The 17,486-nt window shown below is 67.8% G+C and carries 11 protein-coding genes and 2 pseudogenes; 5 read left to right on the top strand and 8 right to left on the bottom strand.

Translation table 11 applies throughout. The features are described 5' to 3' along the window. Positions 1–14: 14 nt before the first annotated feature. From BTH_RS29960 to betI, 7 genes and pseudogenes are all read right to left on the bottom strand, one after another. On the bottom strand, positions 15–218 hold the full coding sequence (locus BTH_RS29960; protein ID WP_009896547.1) for a hypothetical protein: 204 nt from the start codon (positions 216–218) through the stop codon (positions 15–17). Next, the gene (locus BTH_RS05495) at positions 215–676 is read right to left on the bottom strand and encodes a hypothetical protein (protein WP_009896550.1); all 462 of its coding nucleotides are present in this window, start codon (positions 674–676) and stop codon (positions 215–217) included. The genes BTH_RS29960 and BTH_RS05495 overlap by 4 nt, the downstream gene beginning before the upstream one ends. Before the next feature lie 215 nt (positions 677–891). After that, positions 892–1,185 (bottom strand): annotated as a pseudogene (locus BTH_RS33230) (MFS transporter); the annotation flags it as partial. 233 nt (positions 1,186–1,418) lie between these two features. Next, entirely contained in the window at positions 1,419–4,796 is a 3,378-nt protein-coding gene (locus BTH_RS05505) for a 3-keto-5-aminohexanoate cleavage protein (RefSeq protein ID WP_009896555.1), read from the bottom strand. A gap of 1,050 nt (positions 4,797–5,846) precedes the next feature. Then, positions 5,847–7,544, bottom strand: coding sequence for a choline dehydrogenase (betA, locus tag BTH_RS05510; RefSeq protein ID WP_009896556.1), 1,698 nt, complete (start codon positions 7,542–7,544; stop codon positions 5,847–5,849). Between the two features lie 19 nt (positions 7,545–7,563). Then, positions 7,564–9,033, bottom strand: a complete 1,470-nt coding sequence (gene betB / locus BTH_RS05515) for a betaine-aldehyde dehydrogenase (protein ID WP_009899904.1) — start codon at positions 9,031–9,033, stop codon at positions 7,564–7,566. Positions 9,034–9,079: 46 nt separating this feature from the next. Then, positions 9,080–9,667 carry a transcriptional regulator BetI gene (gene betI, locus BTH_RS05520; RefSeq protein ID WP_009896559.1) on the bottom strand — a complete coding sequence of 196 codons (588 nt, stop codon included), beginning with the start codon at positions 9,665–9,667 and terminating at the stop codon, positions 9,080–9,082. A gap of 997 nt (positions 9,668–10,664) precedes the next feature. Here betI and BTH_RS05525 point away from each other — a divergent pair. Continuing rightward, positions 10,665–11,564 carry an alpha/beta fold hydrolase gene (locus BTH_RS05525; protein ID WP_009896560.1) on the top strand — a complete coding sequence of 300 codons (900 nt, stop codon included), beginning with the start codon at positions 10,665–10,667 and terminating at the stop codon, positions 11,562–11,564. A 59-nt stretch (positions 11,565–11,623) separates the two neighbouring features. On the opposite strand, the pseudogene BTH_RS35845 reads toward BTH_RS05525, so the two are convergent. Then, positions 11,624–11,954: pseudogene (locus BTH_RS35845) on the bottom strand (hypothetical protein). Here BTH_RS35845 and BTH_RS05530 point away from each other — a divergent pair. From BTH_RS05530 to BTH_RS05545, 4 genes are all read left to right on the top strand, one after another. Continuing rightward, on the top strand, positions 11,844–13,121 hold the full coding sequence (locus BTH_RS05530; RefSeq protein ID WP_009896562.1) for a glycosyltransferase: 1,278 nt from the start codon (positions 11,844–11,846) through the stop codon (positions 13,119–13,121). The pseudogene BTH_RS35845 and the gene BTH_RS05530 overlap by 111 nt on opposite strands. After that, complete coding sequence (locus BTH_RS05535) at positions 13,118–14,689, top strand: DHA2 family efflux MFS transporter permease subunit (RefSeq protein ID WP_009896564.1); 1,572 nt, start codon at positions 13,118–13,120, stop codon at positions 14,687–14,689. The genes BTH_RS05530 and BTH_RS05535 overlap by 4 nt, the downstream gene beginning before the upstream one ends. A 132-nt stretch (positions 14,690–14,821) precedes the next feature. Beyond that, on the top strand, positions 14,822–15,787 hold the full coding sequence (locus tag BTH_RS05540; RefSeq protein ID WP_009896566.1) for a glycosyltransferase family 2 protein: 966 nt from the start codon (positions 14,822–14,824) through the stop codon (positions 15,785–15,787). Positions 15,788–15,839: 52 nt separating this feature from the next. Beyond that, positions 15,840–17,402, top strand: coding sequence for an efflux transporter outer membrane subunit (locus BTH_RS05545; RefSeq protein WP_025404178.1), 1,563 nt, complete (start codon positions 15,840–15,842; stop codon positions 17,400–17,402). Positions 17,403–17,486 lie beyond the last annotated feature (84 nt).

A 17,486-nucleotide genomic window follows, 5' to 3' on the forward strand; every position in this document is an offset into this window, starting at 1 on the left:
GCTTTACGCGTCGATCACCGCTTCCGTTGGCGTGGATTGATTCCGTTTTGCTCTAGCAGTTTGCGCAAACGAGCGTTGTCGATCAGTAGCGTTGCGAACGATATGACGAGCAGGATCGACGGAAACCACTCGCCGGTGAGCCGGACGATGATCCAACTGGCGGCTAAGCATATCGCTGCGGTGACGATCAATAGCAACCGATCTGTGATCCACTTCATCTCATGCCCCTGAGCGCCAAGTTCATCTTCATCCCGTAGGTGTTGTTCGGGCCGGGCGCGAAGATTTCGGGGTGGCGCAACATTTGCGACATCACGAGCGGATGAACGGACAAGCCGTGACGAGCAGCCCACTGCAAGATTGCGATAGAGGTGTTCGCTCCACGTCCGGACTTGCATGAAGTCGCGGCATCGGTAGCGACCATTAGGCTCCCGATGACGGCACCGAGATAGGCGCAAGCCAAGATGCTACCCGCAGCATTCAGCGCCTCTAGTTTAGTCGCTGCGCCCGCTACCTCGGCGACTGTCGCGTCGGGGCCAAGCGTCTTCAGTGTCGACATGATCGAGGTGAGGCTCGCGATCGAGGTCTGTAGCGTCGCGAACAGAGTGGTGGGAACGGGAAGGCGAAGCGCGTCCATGTTCGCTTTGAACGCATCGTAGAAATTCGTGCATTGCGCCATTTGGAATGTCGCCGGCGGCCTCCGGCGGTGTGTTTGGTCACGGACGAGTATAGACGATGACGCACTGGCTGCCACTGGATGCCGTCCAAAATGCGTCTGTAAGTGCTTGTTTCCTAAAGGGCGTATCAGTGTGTTTTGGGGCGGTTCTGAATCGGCAAAAATCAATGTTAAGTGTTTGATAATAATGGATAAAGTTCGGTTTGGTTGCGCCTTCTCCACTGGAAGACGGGCCGCCGGCCGAAGCGGTCCGCGAGCAGTCCCGCGATCGCGGCGCCGAGCACCATTCCGAAGAAGCTCGCGCTCGCGACGAGGCCGGCCGTCGCCGTCGACAGGCCGAACTCCCGCTTGATCGAGCCGAGCACGAAAGTCATCGTGCCGAGATCGACCGAATCGAAGAAGAACGCGATCGCGATGATCGCGAAGATGAGCTTGTGGTACCCGGAAAACGGCAGGCGTTCGAGGCGGGCGGCGGCGCTGGCGCGCGAAGGGGCGGCGGGAGCGGCTGGCATGGCGGTCTCTGGTCGGAAGCCGGCCCCGCGCGGGATGCGTGGGGCGTGGCTCGCCCAGTAGACTTGACCATTATTCGCCGCCATAGAAGGAAAGCGGCATGCGGCTGGAACGGGCGCGCCATCGGCCGGGGGGGCGGCGCGACCGCGCTCGCGGCGGCGGCGCGCGGGCCGTTGCCGCGAGCCCGGCCGGGGCGCGCATGCCGGCGCACGATGCCGCCGGCATGCGCCCGCGCTTATGCGAGCGCTCGTCGCGTCGTCTGGTTCGCGCTCGACCGATAGTCGGTCATCGACGATTGCAGCTCGCGCAGGATCGCGTGTGCGCCGGTGTCGGCGGGCGCATCGTGAAAGCGCGCGATCCATTGACGAAGCCACAGCGGGCTTGCGGCGAGGTAGCGGCGAATCGAGTGGCCGTCGTCGAGCCGCGCATGGTCGTCGAGCAGGAACACGCCCGTGAGCCGCGCGACGATCTTGCCTTGCCGGCCGTCCTGCCAGACGGGGGTCGCGTGATCGTAGCGGTAGTCGGCGGGCTGCGTGTGCACGAGGCAGTGCTGCAGCACGTCCGCATGCTCGCCGGGCTGAATCACGTAATGGCGGCTTGTCGTGCCGGCAAGGCTGCGCACGTCGTTGAACGCGGTCACGTCGACGACCGACGTGCCGAGCCAGTCGAGATGAATGTCCGCGGCGGAGCCGAACGACACGAGCAGCGCGCGATCGAAGAACGCGCGCAGTTCGTCGCCCGTGAGGCCGAGCCGCTCGCCGTCGCGGCATGCCTGCACGTCGAGCTGCTGCGCGGTCGCGATCCCCGAGCTGTGCGCGAAGCACTTGAGCAACGGCAGCCGTTCGATCTGCTCGGCATTGATGCGGCGCGCACGCGCGCCGTCCTGATACAGCGGGAAGCCGGCTGCGTCGCGGCGCACCAGTTGCCGCTCGGTATAGGCGAGCTTCGCCGGCTTGTCGACGAGGCGCGGCAAGATCAGCCGCTCGTAGATCAGCTGCGACTCCTCGCTGAAGTAGATGCCGGACGGGTCCGCGTTCAGCGCGAAGCGGTTGTGCAGCATGCTCGCTTCGATCACCGTTTCGCCGTCGTCGCGGCGCCCCGAATGCGTGATCGCGAGCAGGCGCAGCGGCGTGTCGCGGCGCGTCTGCCGGGACGGGCGCAGCGTGGGATCGGCGGCGATCTGCGCGACGAAGCCATGAAACAGTTGCGCCATCCCGTTGGACAGCTTGATGCCGAGCGGGTAGTTGGTGGTCGGCGTGCTCGGCAGCACGACCCAGTCGACGCTCGCGATCGCGGCGGCCAGTTCGTCGGGCGCGACGTCGCGGCGCACGGGGGGCTCGCTTGCGTCCGCCGGCGTCTCGAGCACGGTCCACAGCGGGCCGCATGCCTTGCGCGACGCATTCGAGCGATCGCGCAACTCGAGCGTGAGTTCGCGCAGCGCGTGATAGAGGAGCGCCATCGTCGCGCTGTAGCGCGGGCTCTGCCGCAAGCCGAGATTGACCACGTTGCTGTAGTCGCTGTTGTATCGGCAAGGAATCCCCACCAGATATTCGAGGCAACGCAGCGGCAGCGGCTTGAACTGATCGACGCGCACGCTGTAGCTCGCGTGCTCGCGCGTCACGGTCTTGCCGGGGCGCGCGTAGTCTTCGAGCGCGCGGTCGTACGCTTCGATCGAATAGCCGCGCGGCACGAGCAACTCGCGCGCGAAGTTCAGCGCCTGCGGAATCTGGATGTAGCGCGCGACCAGATATTCGTGGTCCTCGTAGCGGTCGAGCTCTTCGACGAACGAGCGAATCGTGATGCCGAAGCTGCGCGCGGCCGTCAGCACGTGCTCGGCGAGCGCGGCGGGATCGGCCGGCAGCGATTCGGCGCTCGCGAGGTGGGCGGCGAGCCGGTCCTCGATCTTGCGGTACGTGTCGACGATCGGGTGCAGCGCGTCGAGGATCGTATCGGCCGACACGAGACGCTCGTCGGCCGGATAGTGCGCGAGCGCGGCCTCCGCCTGGCGGAACAGCGCGACGTCGGGGCGCGACATGCCGAGTTCGTCGCGCAGCGTTTCGGCATCGACGATGCCGATGCCGCGGCGTTCGAGCTCGCGCCGCAGCCAGCGCACCTGATCGCCCGTTCCGCACGCCTTGCGCACGCCGCCCGGCACGCGTGCGTCGAAGACGTTCAGCGCGTCTTCGAGGCCGACGCGGATGCCGTCGAGATCAAGCGCGATCGCGACGTCGACGAGCAGCGCCTGGAACGGGCCCGGCAGCAGCAGCGAGATCTTGCATGACGGGAAGTTGTCGCGGAGCTTCTCGACGGTGGGACGCAACTGCGTCGCGGCGAGTTCGACGGCTTTCTCGTGCGCGTCGTCGGTGCCCGCCTGCAGCAGCTTCGCGATCGCCTTGCGCGTGGGCACGTCGATCAGCGAATCGTCGCTCGTGTCGCCGCTCACGGGATCGCGGTGGTATTGGTCGACCGCGGCCACGAGCATGAACAGCACCGGAACGCCGGCCTTCACGAGCGGCGATTGATAGAGCGTGACCGAGTTCTCGACGATCGTGTGGTTGAACACCTCGATCTCGGGCCGCACGCCGACTTCCGCGAAGTGGGCGAGTTGATCCGCGAGGAACGCGTTCGGGTTGTCATAGCCGCCGCCCGCCTGGAACACGACGGGGCCGGGGCTGAACGACGCGACGTCGGGCGCGAGCTGCGCGTGGCCGTAGCGCTTCAGGTGCGCGCGCCGCAGCGGGCTTTGCGACGCGCGGCGGTCGCCGCGCGCGCTCGTCGACAGATTCAGGATGGCGGACGGCTCCAGATCGAGCAGCGTCGGCATGATCCGGTCGTAGTCGTCGAGCACGATGTGATTGCGCTGCGAGCCGATGCCGATCGGCGTGTTCAGCCCGGGAATGGCGAGCGTTGCCTGATCGTCGGTCGCGCGCGTGTGCAGATGGACCACCGCGGCGCCTTCGCGCAGGGCCTCGCGCGATGCGTCGACGATGCCGTTCGCCGTGATGGGCAGGTAGGGCGAGCGCGCTTTGCCCGGTTGCCAGTGGCCGGCGCCGCACATCCGCCAGCCGTTTTCGAACAGCGAATCGAGCACGGCCGCGTTGTCGGCGCGCATCCGCTCGACGAAATCCGGCGACAGGTAGGTGTGGATCCGGTCGTGCGCCCAGGTCAGGCTGCCGTCTTCGGTGGCGGTCCAGCCGAACGTCGTGAGTTGCAGGACGATCTGGCGAACCAGATCGACCGACGATAGCCGCTCGAGCGTGTTGCGGGTGATCAGCGGCGGCTGCGCGAGCGACGGCGAGGTCTGCGTGCGGTGCCAGACCGAGCCGCTCGGCGTCCAGCCATTGTTGCGCAGCGCGTCGTGCACCGTTGCCGATGCAGGCGCGCCGTCGTAGTCGGTCAGATCGATCGGTGCGTCGTAGCCGTATTCGCGCACGATGCCGCCTGCGGGCACGGCCTCCCATCCATTGGCCTCGAGCGCCTTGATCGTCGCCTCGCGCCGATCGGCGGGCAGCAGCTCGAGCAACGCATGCGGGATGAACTTCGGCTCCAGTGGATCGAGGAACTTCGGGACAGCGCCGACGGGAGCTGCAGTGATGTAGAAGGTCTTGACCATGATCGTCCTGAATTGCGTTAAAAAGTGATCCTAAATAATCGAGATCGGATACGGCATTTCATGGCGCCGCTGAATCGCCGGGCCGGGCAATGTTGCGTTTCGCCGGGGACCGGATCGAAAGCGGCAGGCCCGCATGAATGCGGGAGGCACCTTTCCAACCAGGAGAAGGCGCCTTGCAATCATCTTACAATAAAATTACGCGATTTTATAAAAATAATTATGTGTTGAATTAGATGAAATTAAAATACGCTTAATTTCGATGATTGTTAATTTATTCGGCTTGTTTGTTTCGGATGGGGTGAGGGCGATTTTGCGGATGCGTGGCGTTCCTGCAGGGTGTGGTGGCGATTAAGCGATCTTTATCTTGATTTGCGGTTTGCGTGCGGCGATAAAGCGGGGTGCGATCTTTTATAAATTTTTGAATTGAGGGTGATTGAATTGTTGATCCGATTCGATATGTTTTCTTGTTGTTTTCGAGTCGATATGGAATGCGTGAGTTTAAATTCGAGAAATTCGTATCTCGCCGTGTTGCATTTCGGCGAGTTCAGTGCCGGATCGAATGCGCTGTCGAGGCGACGGCCGGGCCGAATATCGACGGGCGATGACCTACCCGGCGGGCGGGGATATCGCACGCGAGCAGACGGGAAGAGCATGAGGAGGGCGGACGATCCGCGTGCACATGGCGCGTAGCCGGCCGGCTGCGGGGCAATCGGCGGTGGTCGTATGGCGGGAGTGGCGGGAGTGCGCCGGCGCGGCTGCGAACCTGCGTCGCGCAAGGGGGCGCGGCGTCGGGAATCGTGCAATGCGGCTTGAGCGAAGCTCGAGGAAGGACGTGGAGCTTTTCGTCGCCGCTATCGATGCCGAAAGGACATGGGGGAGGCCGTCGCGCGGAACATGCGCGGCTTGGGCGAGAAGGGCGCGGCATGCACATCGAGCCTGCCGGTCTCGTTGCCACGCTCGCGTGGCCCGCCGGCGCTTCGTGTCGCGCCGGCGGTCACGTCGAATGTTCTCGAGTATCGACGCGCAGCCGGCGCGACCTCCGCAGCCGCCTTACACGGCGGCGGGCGCTCGGGCAGGCTTGCCGCCGCGCGCGGGCGCGCCGTTCGCGACGTAATATCGCGCGTTCGACCGTTCGAGCGGCTTTCGCTTGCGGATCTTGTCGGCGATCTTCTCGGCGATCATGATCGTCGGCGCGTTCAGATTGCCGGTCGTGATGATCGGCATGATCGACGCATCGACAACCCGCAATCCGTCGATCCCGTGCACGCGGCCTTCATTGTCGACGACCGCCATGTCGTCGTAGCCCATCTTGCACGAGCACGACGGATGGAACGCCGTTTCCGCGCGCGCGCGCACGAACGCGTCGAGCTCGTTGTCGCTCTTCAGGTCCGCGCCCGGGTTCAGCTCGCGGCCGCGGAAGCGGTCGAGCGCCGGCTGGTGCATGATCTCGCGCGTCGCGCGAATCGCGTCGCGGAATTCGCGCCAGTCGAGCGCTTCGGCCATGTAGTTGAACAGGATGCTCGGATGCGCGTTCGGATCGCGCGATTTCAGCTTCACGCGGCCGCGGCTCGGCGAGCGCATCGAGCCGACGTGCGCCTGGAAGCCGTGCATCTCGATCGCATTCGAGCCGTTGTAGTTGATCGCGACGGGCAGGAAGTGATATTGGATGTTCGGCCACAGATCGTCGTCGCGCGTGCGGATGAAACCGCCCGCTTCGAAGTGGTTGCTCGCGCCGAGGCCTGTGCCGTTGATCATCCAATCGAGACCGATCTTCGGCTGGTTCCACCACTTGAGCGCCGGATACAGCGATACCGGCTCCTTGCACTCGAACTGGATGTACATCTCCAGGTGGTCCTGCAGATTGCGGCCGACGCCGGGCAGATCGAGCACGACGGGAATGTCGAGCTCGCGCAGCCATTCGCCGGGGCCGACGCCCGAGCGCTGCAGCAGTTGCGGCGAGGCGATCGCGCCGCTGCACACGAGCACCTCGCGGCGCGCGTGCGCGGTGACGCGCGCGCTGCCGTGCAGGAACGTGACGCCCGTCGCGCGCTTGCCGGAGAACAGGATGCGATCGGCGAGCGCGTGCGTGACGATTTCGAGATTCGGCCGCGCCCGCGCCTGGTCGAGATAGCCGCGCGCGGTCGAGGCGCGGCGGCCGCGCGGCGTGACCGTGCGGTCCATCGGGCCGAAGCCTTCCTGCTGGTAGCCGTTGAGGTCGTCGGTGCGCGGATAGCCGGCCTGCACGCCGGCCTCGACCATCGCCTCGAACAGCGGATTCACGCCGGGCTTGCTCGTCGTCACCGAGACCGGGCCGTCGCCGCCGTGATAATCGTTCGGGCCGACGTCGCGCGTCTCGGCCTTCCTGAAGTACGGCAGGCAGTCGAGATACGTCCAGTCCTCGAGGCCCTTGTGCGTCGACCAGTTGTCGTAATCGAGCGCGTTGCCGCGGATATAGCACATCCCGTTGATCAGCGACGAGCCGCCGAGCCCCTTGCCGCGCCCGCACTCCATCCGGCGGTTGTTCATGTGCGGCTCGGGATCGGTTTCGTATGCCCAGTTGTAGCGGCGGCCCTGCAGCGGGTACGCGAGCGCCGCCGGCATCTGCGTGCGGAAGTCGAACCGGTAGTCGGGGCCGCCCGCCTCGAGGAGCAGCACGGTGACGTCCGGGTCCTCGGTGAGGCGCGTCGCGAGCACGTTGCCCGCGGAGCCCGCGCCGCAGATGATGTAGTCGAATTCGCGTGTCGTCATCGTTGCGTTCTCCTGATGCTTAGAACACCGGTTGATAGCGGCCGAGCTCGACCTGAACCGATTTGATTCGAGTGTAGTGCTCGAGCGTCGTGATGCCGTTCTCGCGTCCGACGCCGGATTGCTTGTAGCCGCCAACCGGCATCTCGGCGGGCGACTCGCCCCACGTGTTGATCCAGCAGATGCCGGCTTCGAGGCGATGGATCGCGCGGTGCGCGCGCGACAGGTTCTCGGTGACGACGCCCGCCGCGAGGCCGTACTCGGTCGCGTTCGCGCGCGCGATCGCTTCGTCTTCCGTTTCGAACGACAGGATGCTCATCACCGGGCCGAAGATCTCTTCACGGACGATCTTCATGTCGTCGCGGCAATCGCCGAACACGGTCGGCGCGACGTACTGCCCGCTCGCGAAGTGATCGTTCACGAGGCGCGCGCCGCCCGCGAGCAGCTTCGCGCCCTCAGCCTTGCCGCTCTCGATGTAGCCGAGCACCTTGTCGAGCTGCGCGGCGCTCGCGAGCGGGCCGAAATTCGTGTCGGGGTCCGAAGGTTTGCCGACGCGGATTCGCGCGACGCGCTCGAGCACGCGCTCGACGAAAGCGTCCTTTACCGCCTGCTGGACGAACACGCGCGTGCCGTTCGTGCACACCTGGCCCGCGCTGAAGAAGTTCGCAGTGACGGCGATGTCGGCCGCGCGATCGAGGTCGGCGTCGTCGAACACGATGAGCGGCGACTTGCCGCCCAGCTCCATCGTCACTTCCTTGAGCGACGACGCGCCGGCGAGCGACATCACCTTCTTGCCGGTTTCGACGCCGCCCGTGAACGATACCTTCGCGATCCCCGGGTGCGCGGTCAGCAGCGCGCCGACCGAGCCGTCGCCCTGCACGACGTTGAACACGCCGGCGGGCACGCCCGCCTCGGTGTAGATCTCCGCGAGCTTGAGCGCGGACAGCGGCGTGACTTCGCTCGGCTTGAAGATCATGGCGTTGCCGGCGGCGAGCGCGGGCGCGCTTTTCCAGCAGGCGATCTGGATCGGGTAGTTCCATGCGCCGATGCCCGCGCACACGCCGAGCGGCTCGCGCCGCGTGTAGACGAACGATTCGGGGCGCAGCGGCACTTGCAGGCCCTCGATCGCGGTCGCGAGGCCCGCGTAGTACTCGATCACGTCGGCGCCCGTGACGATGTCGACGGCGCGCGTTTCCGCGATCGGCTTGCCGGTGTCGCGCATTTCGAGCTCGGCGAGCGCGTCATTGCGCTCGCGCAGCAATTCGACCGCGCGGCGCAGGATGCGCGAGCGCTGCATCGAGGTCATCGCGGCCCATTCGCGCTGGCCTTCGCGCGCGGATGCGACCGCGCGTTCGACGTCGTCGGCGCTCGCTTGCTGGACGCTCGCGAGCAGCTCGCCCGTCGCGGGATCGAACGTGTCGAACGTCTTGCCGCTCGTGGCGTCGGCATAGGCGCCGGCGATGTAAAGGCGTTGCAGACCGTATACGGACATAGCGGACATGGGAGATCTCCTTGTGTAGGCGAGGGCGCGTGGCGCATTACGCGCGCGGCGCGAGCAGCAGGTCGATGTAATCGTTGGCGAGCTTCAGCGCCGCCTTCGTGTCGAACGGTCCGCCGGCGAGCGCGCCGCGCAGCCACAGGCCGTCGATCAGCGCGGCGAGGCCGCTTGCGGCTTCGCGCGCGCGCGCAGGGGGCAGCGCTTTGGCGAACTCCGCGCACAGATTCGAATAGAGCCGCCGCGTGTTGACGTGCTGCAGGCGCCTTAGCGTCGGCTCATGCATGCTCTGCGACCAGAATGCGAGCCACGTCTTCATCACGGGCGCGCTGATCTGCGTGTCGTCGAAATTAGCGGCGACCACGGCGCGCAGGCGCGCGCGCGGTGCGTCCGACGCCGCGGCGCGATGGCGTGCGGTCGCGGCCCACAGGTCGCGCAGCACGTGGCGCATCGTCGCTTCGAGCAGGCCGTCCTTGTCGCCGAAGTAATGGCTGACGATGCCGGTCGAAATGTTCGCGCGCTGCGCGACGGATGCGAGCGTCGTGCCGGACAAGCCCGCCTCGTCGATGGAGCGCAGCGTTGCGTCGATCAATTGGGCGCGGCGGATCTCGCGCATTCCGAGTTTGGGCATCGCGGGACCTTGGTGAGCGCAGCGGCGGCGAAGCCCGAAGGATATCGGTTTTTTATTGATCGTTCAATCAATAAAAATAAGGGGTTCGATCGTTGCCGGCAAGCTTGCGGGGCGGCTGGTCCGGCTTGATGTGCGGCGAATGTGCGGTGTTGTCGACCGTCGGCGCGGCATCGCGACGGCGTGGGGTTAATCCATGCTTTCGTAAAGGTTAAGTGAAAGAGTGTTGAGAATGTTTAAAACGTTTTAATCGTAAATTCCGGCATTGAAAATTCATGTTATGGCGCGCCGGAAATGGTCGATGGGTATGAGGTTGAATATCCGTTTCGGTGCAAAATCGCCCTCGATTGGATAGTTCGATGGCGGATGAATGTGTGCGTGTGGTGTATCCCGGTGGGGCGGAATTGGAGATTTGCTGTTTGGGGCGCATATGGCAGGAAGGCGGGGTGGCGGGATTTGCCGTGCCGGGTTCGGCCCGGATCGTTTGTGTGACGGCCGTCTCGGCCGGCATCCGAGTGATGCGTTCTATATCACAGAAAATATTTCACGGCGATGAATGGGTTAATGCGGGAAGGGTTTTAGAGGGATTTGTTCAATGTTCGGAAGCGTACATTGATGAGTTTTTCGGGGTGAAATATTAAAAGTAGTTGAGGAGGTTGTATTCAGCGTATTAGTATTAACACCGCAAAAACGCAAGCCGCCGCGCGGTGGTCGTGAAAGCGGAATGGCGATGAGAAGCAGTTAATCCTTCAAGAGGCGTCATGAGAGCGAGAGGCGCTGGAGACCACGGGCGGAAGACGGCGGGGTGACCGCGTTGTGCCCGGGGGAGCGTATTGTCGGCCGGAGAAGGGGCGAGGCGATGCGCGGTTCCGGCGAGTGGGTAGCCGCTGCGGCGCGCGTGAGGCAGGGCGGGCAGATCGCGCGGGAGGGCGGCTACGTGGAGGCGTCCATCAAGGGCGCGGGATCAGCTCATTTGCCGAGCAGATGCGGGAGATACGCCATGCCTATCGAGAAACAGGTGGTAGCGCTGCCGAGCGGACTGAAGGTCCACGTCGAGCGTCATGTGTTCGATCCGGCCTTCGAGACGGTCATCCTCGTGAACGGCGCGCTGGCGACGACCGCGTCGTTCGGCCAGACGATTCGCTACCTGGGCGAACGCGTGAACGCGGTGTGCTTCGACTTGCCGTACGCGGGCCAGTCGCGCCAGCACAATCCGGGCGAGTACATTCTGACGAAGGACGACGAGGTGGAGATTCTGCTGCACCTGGCCGAGCGGTTCGAGCCGAGTTTCCTGCTGTCGGTGTCGTGGGGCGGGGTGGCGTCGCTGTTCGCGCTGGCGCGGGGGTGCGCGAGCGTGCGGCGGGCGGTGATCGCGTCGTTCTCGCCGTTCCTGAACGACGCGATGACGGATTACGTGACGCGCGCGCGCGATCACATCGCGGCGGGGGAGAACCTGAAGGCGGCGCAGTTGCTCAACGACACGGTGGGGCGCTACCTGCCGCGGATCATGAAGCTGTACAACTACCGGTATCTGACGAAGCTGCCGCGCACCGAGCAGGACCAGGTGGCGTTCCACGTCGACCAGATCCTGTCGATGCGGCCGGAGCAGTACCTGCCGGAATTCCGCCAGATCGGCTGCGCGGTGAAGTTCATCAACGGCGAGCTGGACGAGTACACGACGGCGTCGGACGTGCGGCGGCTGGCGGCCTACGTGCGGCGCGCGGAGTTCGCGACGATCCGGCAGGCGGGGCACTTCCTGGACCTCGAGGGGCGTCAGCAGCAGGAGCAGCTTCGCGCGGCGATCCTGGGCTTCTTCGGCGACGAGCGGGCGAGCGCGGCGCGCGACGACGCGCAGGACGAGACGCTCGCGCCGCTCGGTCAGTTGCCGGCGCTGTCGTAGCGGCGCGCCGTGGCCGGGCCGCGCGGGCGCGAGGCGCGCGCCGGGCGGTCGAGGCTCCTTCAAACAGGCAGGCGGATGGATGCGGGCCGGATCGGGCTGCATGACGCGGCGGCGGCGGGGCGCATCGGCATGACGGAAGCGTTCGCGTCACGGGCCCGTTGTTCGGCGGCGGCCCTGGCGGCAGGCGGACGAGCCCCGGCCGGCGATGGACGATCCGGTTCGAACAGGGCTGCGGCGAACGGTTCCGTCGACTGCCGCGCGGGATGGAATGACGAGGCGATGGCTAAAGTAATCGTGACGGCGATCGGGTCGGCGGGCGACGTGCACCCGTTGCTGGGGGTGAGCCGGGCGCTGTCGGCGCGGGGCCACGAGGTGGTGTTCTGCACGCATGCGCCGTTCGAGGCGGCGGTGCGCGCGAGCGGCTTCGCGTTCGTGCCGGTGGGCACGGCCGAGGACTACGTGCGGGCGATGGCGGACCCGGCGCTGTGGGATCCGCGCACGTCGTTCAAGACGCTGTGGCGGGTGATCGCGCCGGTGGTGAGGCCGCACTTCGAGGTGCTGCGCGCGCTGAGCGACGCGGACACGGTGCTGGTGGGCACGCTGTGGGCGTTCTCGGCGCGGCTGATGCAGGAGCGCTTCGGCACGCGGTACGTGTCGGTGCAGGTGTCGCCGTCGACGCTGCTGTCGGCGCATGCGCCGCCGACGCACAAGCGGCTGACGATCCCGAAGGGCCTGCCGCTGGCGGTGAAGGCGGGGCTGATGACGCTGATCGAGCGGCAGGTGCTGGACCGGGTGTGCGGCCCGGAGCTGAACGCGGCGCGGCAGGCGCTGGGCCTGGCGCCGGCGAAGCGGATCCTGGGCCGGTGGCTGCATTCGACGGACGGGGTGCTGTGCCTGTTTCCGTCGTGGTTCGCGCCGGCGCAGCCGGACTGGCCGGCGAACCACCTGCAAAGCGGGTTTCCGCTGTTCAACGACGCGGGTCCGGCGCAGGCGGATGCGGAGCTGGAGGCGTTCGTCGCGTCGGGCGAGGCGCCGGTGGTGTTCACGGCGGGCTCGACGCTGGTGGACGGCCGCACGTATGAGCACGCGGTGACGCAGGTGCTGCAGGCCACGGGGGTGCGGGGGATTCTGCTCGCGCCGGATGCGCCGGATGCGCCGGCGGCATCGGACGGGGCGGCGCTGCTCAAGCGCCGCTACGTGCCGCTCGCGGCGTTGCTGCCGCGCTGCCGGGCGCTGGTGCACCACGGGGGGATCGGGACGGCGTCGCTCGCGTACGCGGCGGGGGTGCCGCAGGTGGTGACGCCGTTCGCGCACGACCAGTTCGACAACGCGCAGCGGGTGGCGGCGAGCGGCTGCGGGGTGCGGCTGGACGCGCCGGTGCGCGGCGAGCCGCTCGCGCGGGCGCTGGCGCAGGTGCTGGGCGACGCGGCGATGGCGGCGCGCTGCGCGCAGGTGCGCGCGCGGATGGCGGCGGAGCCGAACGGCTGCGACGCGGCGGCGCGCTTCATCGAGCGCTTCGCGCCGGGCGTCGCGGCGCGGCGGGCGCAGCCGGCATGAGCGCGCAGGCGATGTCGGCGGATCAGGCGGGCGTTGCGCCGCCGGCGGCCGCCCCGCTGCGCGGCGCGAAGCTCGCGCTGCTGACGTTCGCGCTGTCGCTCGCGACGTTCATCGAAGTGCTGGATTCGACGGTGGCGAACGTGGCGGTGCCGGCGATCTCGGGCAGCCTCGGGGTGTCGAACAGCCAGGGCACGTGGGTGATCAGCTCGTACTCGGTGGCCGCGGCGATCGCGGTGCCGCTGACGGGGTGGCTTGCGCGGCGCGTGGGCGAGCTGAGGCTGTTCGTGGCGTCGGTGATCCTGTTCACGCTGACGTCGCTGCTGTGCGGGCTCGCGCGGGACCTGGAGGTGCTGGTTGCGTGCCGGGCGCTGCAGGGGCTGTTCTCGGGGCCGATGGTGCCGCTGTCGCAGACGATCCTGATGCGCGCGTTCCCGCCGGCGCGGCGCACGCTGGCGCTGGCGCTGTGGGGGATGACGGTGCTGCTCGCGCCGATCTTCGGGCCGGTGGTGGGCGGCTGGCTGATCGACAACTTCTCGTGGCCGTGGATCTTCCTGATCAACCTGCCGATCGGGCTGTTCTCGTTCGCGGTGTGCACGCTGATGCTGCGCCCGCAGGCGCAGCGCGGCGAGGCGAGCCCGATCGACGCGCCGGGGATCGTGCTGCTGGTGATCGGGGTGGGCTCGCTGCAGGCGATGCTGGACCTGGGGCACGACCGGGGCTGGTTCGATTCGCCGCTGATCACGGCGCTGGCGATCGCGGCGGGGGTGTCGCTCGTGTCGCTGCTGATCTGGGAGCTGGGCGAGGCGCATCCGGTGGTGGATCTGAGCCTGTTCCGGGAGCGGACCTTCACGTTCTGCGTGGTGATCATCTCGCTGGGGATGATGAGCTTCTCGGTGGTGGGGGTGGTGTTTCCGCTGTGGCTGCAGGCGGTGATGGGATACACGGCGTACCAGGCGGGGCTGGCGACGGCGTCGATGGGGGTGCTGGCGCTGGTGTTCTCGATCCTGGTGGGGCTGTACGCGAGCCGGGTGGACGCGCGGGTGCTGGTGACGTTCGGGTTCGGGGTGTTTGCGGCGGTGATGTGGTGGAGCACGCACTTCACGCTGTCGATGACGTTCGCGCAGGTGGTGACGCCGCGGCTGATTCAGGGGATGGGGCTGCCGTGCTTCTTCATACCGCTGACGGCGGCGACGCTGTCGCGGGTGCCGGACGAGAAGCTGGCGGCGGCGTCGAGCCTGTCGAACTTCCTGCGGACGCTGTCGGCGGCGTTCGGCACGGCGCTGAGCGTGACGTGGTGGGACAACCGGGCGACGTACCACTACGCGGTGGTGTCGCAATCGGTGACGCGCGCCTCGGAGAACACGCAGCGGTACGTGGACGCGCTGCACGCGATGGGGCTGCACGGCGCGCGGGAGCTGAGCTCGCTGCACCAGGTGGTGCGGCAGCAGGCGTACATGATGGCGACGAACGACATGTTCTACATGGCGAGCGCGACGTGCCTGCTGCTGGCGGGGCTGATGTGGCTGACGCGGCCGAAGCGGGGCGCGGCGGCGGCGCTCGGGCACTGAGGCGAGGCATGTCGCGCCCCGCATGACGAAGGCGAAGGAGAAGGGCGATGCGCCGAAGTCCTGGGGACGCGGCGCGTCGATGCGGCAACGAAGCGGGCATTTCGGCATTCCGAACCACCAAAGGGAAGAGCGATGACGATCCTGGGGGCGCTGGTGATTCTGTACGACCCGACGGACGAGCAGTTGTCGGGGCTGGAGGCGCTCGCGCGCGACAGCGACGCGCTCGTGGTCGTGGACAACACGCCGCACGAGCACGCGGCGGCGCGCGAGCGGGTGCGTGCGCTGTCGGCGCGGACGAACACGGTGTGGCGACACCACGGCAACCGGGGCGGGGTCGCGGGCGGGTACAACGCGGGGCTGTCGGTGCTGTTCGCGCAGGGCGTCGAGGCGGTCGCGCTGTTCGACCAGGACTCGACGGTGCCGGCCGGGTACTTCGAGCGGATGCGCGAGGCGTGCGCGCAACTGGGTGAGCAACCGGGCGCGCACGCGGGCGCGTTCATCGCGGGCCCGCGGATCTACGACGCGAACGAGCAGCGCTTCCTGCCGGAGCTGATGACGAGCGGGGTGACGGTGCGCCGCGTGCGGGTGGAGGGCGAGACGGCGCCGCAGCGCTGCGCGTTCCTGATCTCGTCGGGCAGCGTGATTTCGCGGGCCGCGTACGCGCGGCTCGGTCGATTCGACGAGGCGCTGTTCATCGATCACGTCGACACCGAGTATTGCCTGCGCGCGCTCGCGCACAACGTGCCGCTGTACGTGGTGCCGCCGCTCGTGCTGACGCACCGGATCGGCGCGCGGCGCCGGCACAAGGTGGGGCCGTTCGAGCTGACGGCGATGCATCACGGGTGGTTGCGCCGATACTACGGCGCGCGCAACGCGATGCAACTGGGGCTGCAGTACGGCTTGCGGTTTCCGGTGGCGCTGGTGCCGAATCTGCTGACGATATGGCAGGTGATCCAGGTGGTGCTGTGCGAGCGGGAGAAGGGCGCGAAGCTGCGCGGGATCGCGCTGGGCGTGCTCGACGGCCTGTTCGGGCGGCTGGGATCGTTCGACGATGCGCGCGCGGGCGCGGCGGCGCGCGAGCCGGTGCGGCAGGAATGAACGGAACGGGCCGCGGCGGGATACCGGAAAGCAAGAAGGACGCATCATACGAATGACGCAGACAGCAACGCAAGCAGCCACTCGCGCGATGATCGCGACAGGAAGCCGCGCGGCGCGCCGGCTCGCGGCAGCCGCGCTCGCGTGGGCGCTCGCCGGCTGCGTGCCGTCGGGCTTCGAGCCGGCGCTCGCGCCGCGCACGCCGGGCGACGACGCGCTCGCGCACACGGCGGGGGGCGCCGCGCACGGCGCATGGCCGAGCCCCGACTGGGTCCGGCAGCTCGGCGATCCGCAACTCGACGCGCTCGTCGACGAGGCGCTGCGGCAGAACCCGACGCTGCAGGCCGCGCAGGCGCGCATCGGCGTCGCGCAGTCGCAGCTGCAGCAGTTCGAATCGCTGACGGGGCTCACCGCGACGGCGGGCGCGTCGCTCTCCAAGGCGCACGTGCCGCGCTCGGGCGGCACCATCAATACGACGTTCAACGGCTTGCCGGTGTCGGTGCCGCTCGTCGGCGAATCGGTGGTGTCGTCGTCGTCGCTGTTCGTCGGGCTGAACTATCAGCTGGACCTGTGGGGCAAGAACGCGGCGGCCACGCGCGGGCTGCTGTCGATGCGCGATGCGGCGCGCGTGGAGGCCGAGCAGGCGCGGCTCGCGCTGTCGGTGGCGATCGTGACGCTGTACGGCGAGCTGGACCGCGCGTATGCGCTGCGCGAGCTGCTGCAGCAGAAGCGCCGCGCGAGCGAGCAGGTGGAGACGGTGCTGCGCGAGCGCGCGGCGCGCGGGATCGACAACGGCTACGATGCGGACGACGCGGCGCTCAAGCGGGGCAAGCTGCTCGAGCAGCTCGCGCTGACCGACGAGCAGATCCAGTTGCAGAAGCTGCAACTGGGGGTGCTGAGCGGGCGGGGGCCGGAGCGCGGGCTGTCGCTCGCGCGGCCGAAGCTCGCGCCGCTCGCGGACGCGCCGCTGCCGGCGCGGCTGCCGGCCGGGCTGCTGGGGCGGCGGCCGGACATCGTCGCGGCGCGGCTGCGGGTGGAGGCGGCGTACGCGGCGATCGACGGCACGCGCGCGTCGTTCTACCCGGACGTGAACCTGGCGGCGCTGGGCGGGCTGTTCGCGCTCACGCCGGCGTCGCTGTTCAAGCACGATGCGCTGGGGGGCTCGATCGGTCCGGCGCTGTCGCTGCCGATCTTCGATCGCGGCCGGCTGAAGGCGAAGCTGGGGGGCGACGTGGCGAACGCGGACGTGGCGCTGGCGCTGTACAACCAGACGGTGGATGCGGCGCTGGGCGAGGTGGCGCGGCAGTTGACGTCGCTGTCGACGGTGGATGCGCTGCTCGAGGCGCAGCAGCAGGCGGTGCGCTCGGCGCAGCGGATGGTGGCGCTGGCGCAGGACCGGCACCGGCGGGGGATGGGGATGCGCAAGGACGTGAACGTGGCGAAGCTGACGCTGCTGGACGAGCGTGCGCACGTGATCGAGCTGCAGGCGCGGCGGCGGACGCTGCGGGTGGGGCTGATCGGGGCGCTGGGCGGCGGCTTCGACGCGCGGCCGGCGGGCGGCGCGCCGCTCGCGCAGGGCAAGCCGTTCGCGGCGGCGAGCGACAGGCCGCCCGATTGAGCGGCACGCACGCATGCGGCCCGAAGCCACCGACACCCGAAGACACCGACACCAACGCCACCTTCACCGTGTACACGAGCGATT

It is taken from the genome of Burkholderia thailandensis E264, from assembly GCF_000012365.1.
In the GTDB taxonomy this organism is placed as follows: domain Bacteria; phylum Pseudomonadota; class Gammaproteobacteria; order Burkholderiales; family Burkholderiaceae; genus Burkholderia; species Burkholderia thailandensis.

Coding starts and splice junctions, on each gene's coding strand:
- BTH_RS29960 (WP_009896547.1), bottom strand. CDS start 218: ATGAAGTGGATCACAGATCGGTTGCTATTGATCGTCACCGCAGCGATA.
- BTH_RS05495 (WP_009896550.1), bottom strand. CDS start 676: ATGGCGCAATGCACGAATTTCTACGATGCGTTCAAAGCGAACATGGAC.
- BTH_RS05505 (WP_009896555.1), bottom strand. CDS start 4,796: ATGGTCAAGACCTTCTACATCACTGCAGCTCCCGTCGGCGCTGTCCCG.
- betA (WP_009896556.1), bottom strand. CDS start 7,544: ATGACGACACGCGAATTCGACTACATCATCTGCGGCGCGGGCTCCGCG.
- betB (WP_009899904.1), bottom strand. CDS start 9,033: ATGTCCGTATACGGTCTGCAACGCCTTTACATCGCCGGCGCCTATGCC.
- betI (WP_009896559.1), bottom strand. CDS start 9,667: ATGCCCAAACTCGGAATGCGCGAGATCCGCCGCGCCCAATTGATCGAC.
- BTH_RS05525 (WP_009896560.1), top strand. CDS start 10,665: ATGCCTATCGAGAAACAGGTGGTAGCGCTGCCGAGCGGACTGAAGGTC.
- BTH_RS05530 (WP_009896562.1), top strand. CDS start 11,844: ATGGCTAAAGTAATCGTGACGGCGATCGGGTCGGCGGGCGACGTGCAC.
- BTH_RS05535 (WP_009896564.1), top strand. CDS start 13,118: ATGAGCGCGCAGGCGATGTCGGCGGATCAGGCGGGCGTTGCGCCGCCG.
- BTH_RS05540 (WP_009896566.1), top strand. CDS start 14,822: ATGACGATCCTGGGGGCGCTGGTGATTCTGTACGACCCGACGGACGAG.
- BTH_RS05545 (WP_025404178.1), top strand. CDS start 15,840: ATGACGCAGACAGCAACGCAAGCAGCCACTCGCGCGATGATCGCGACA.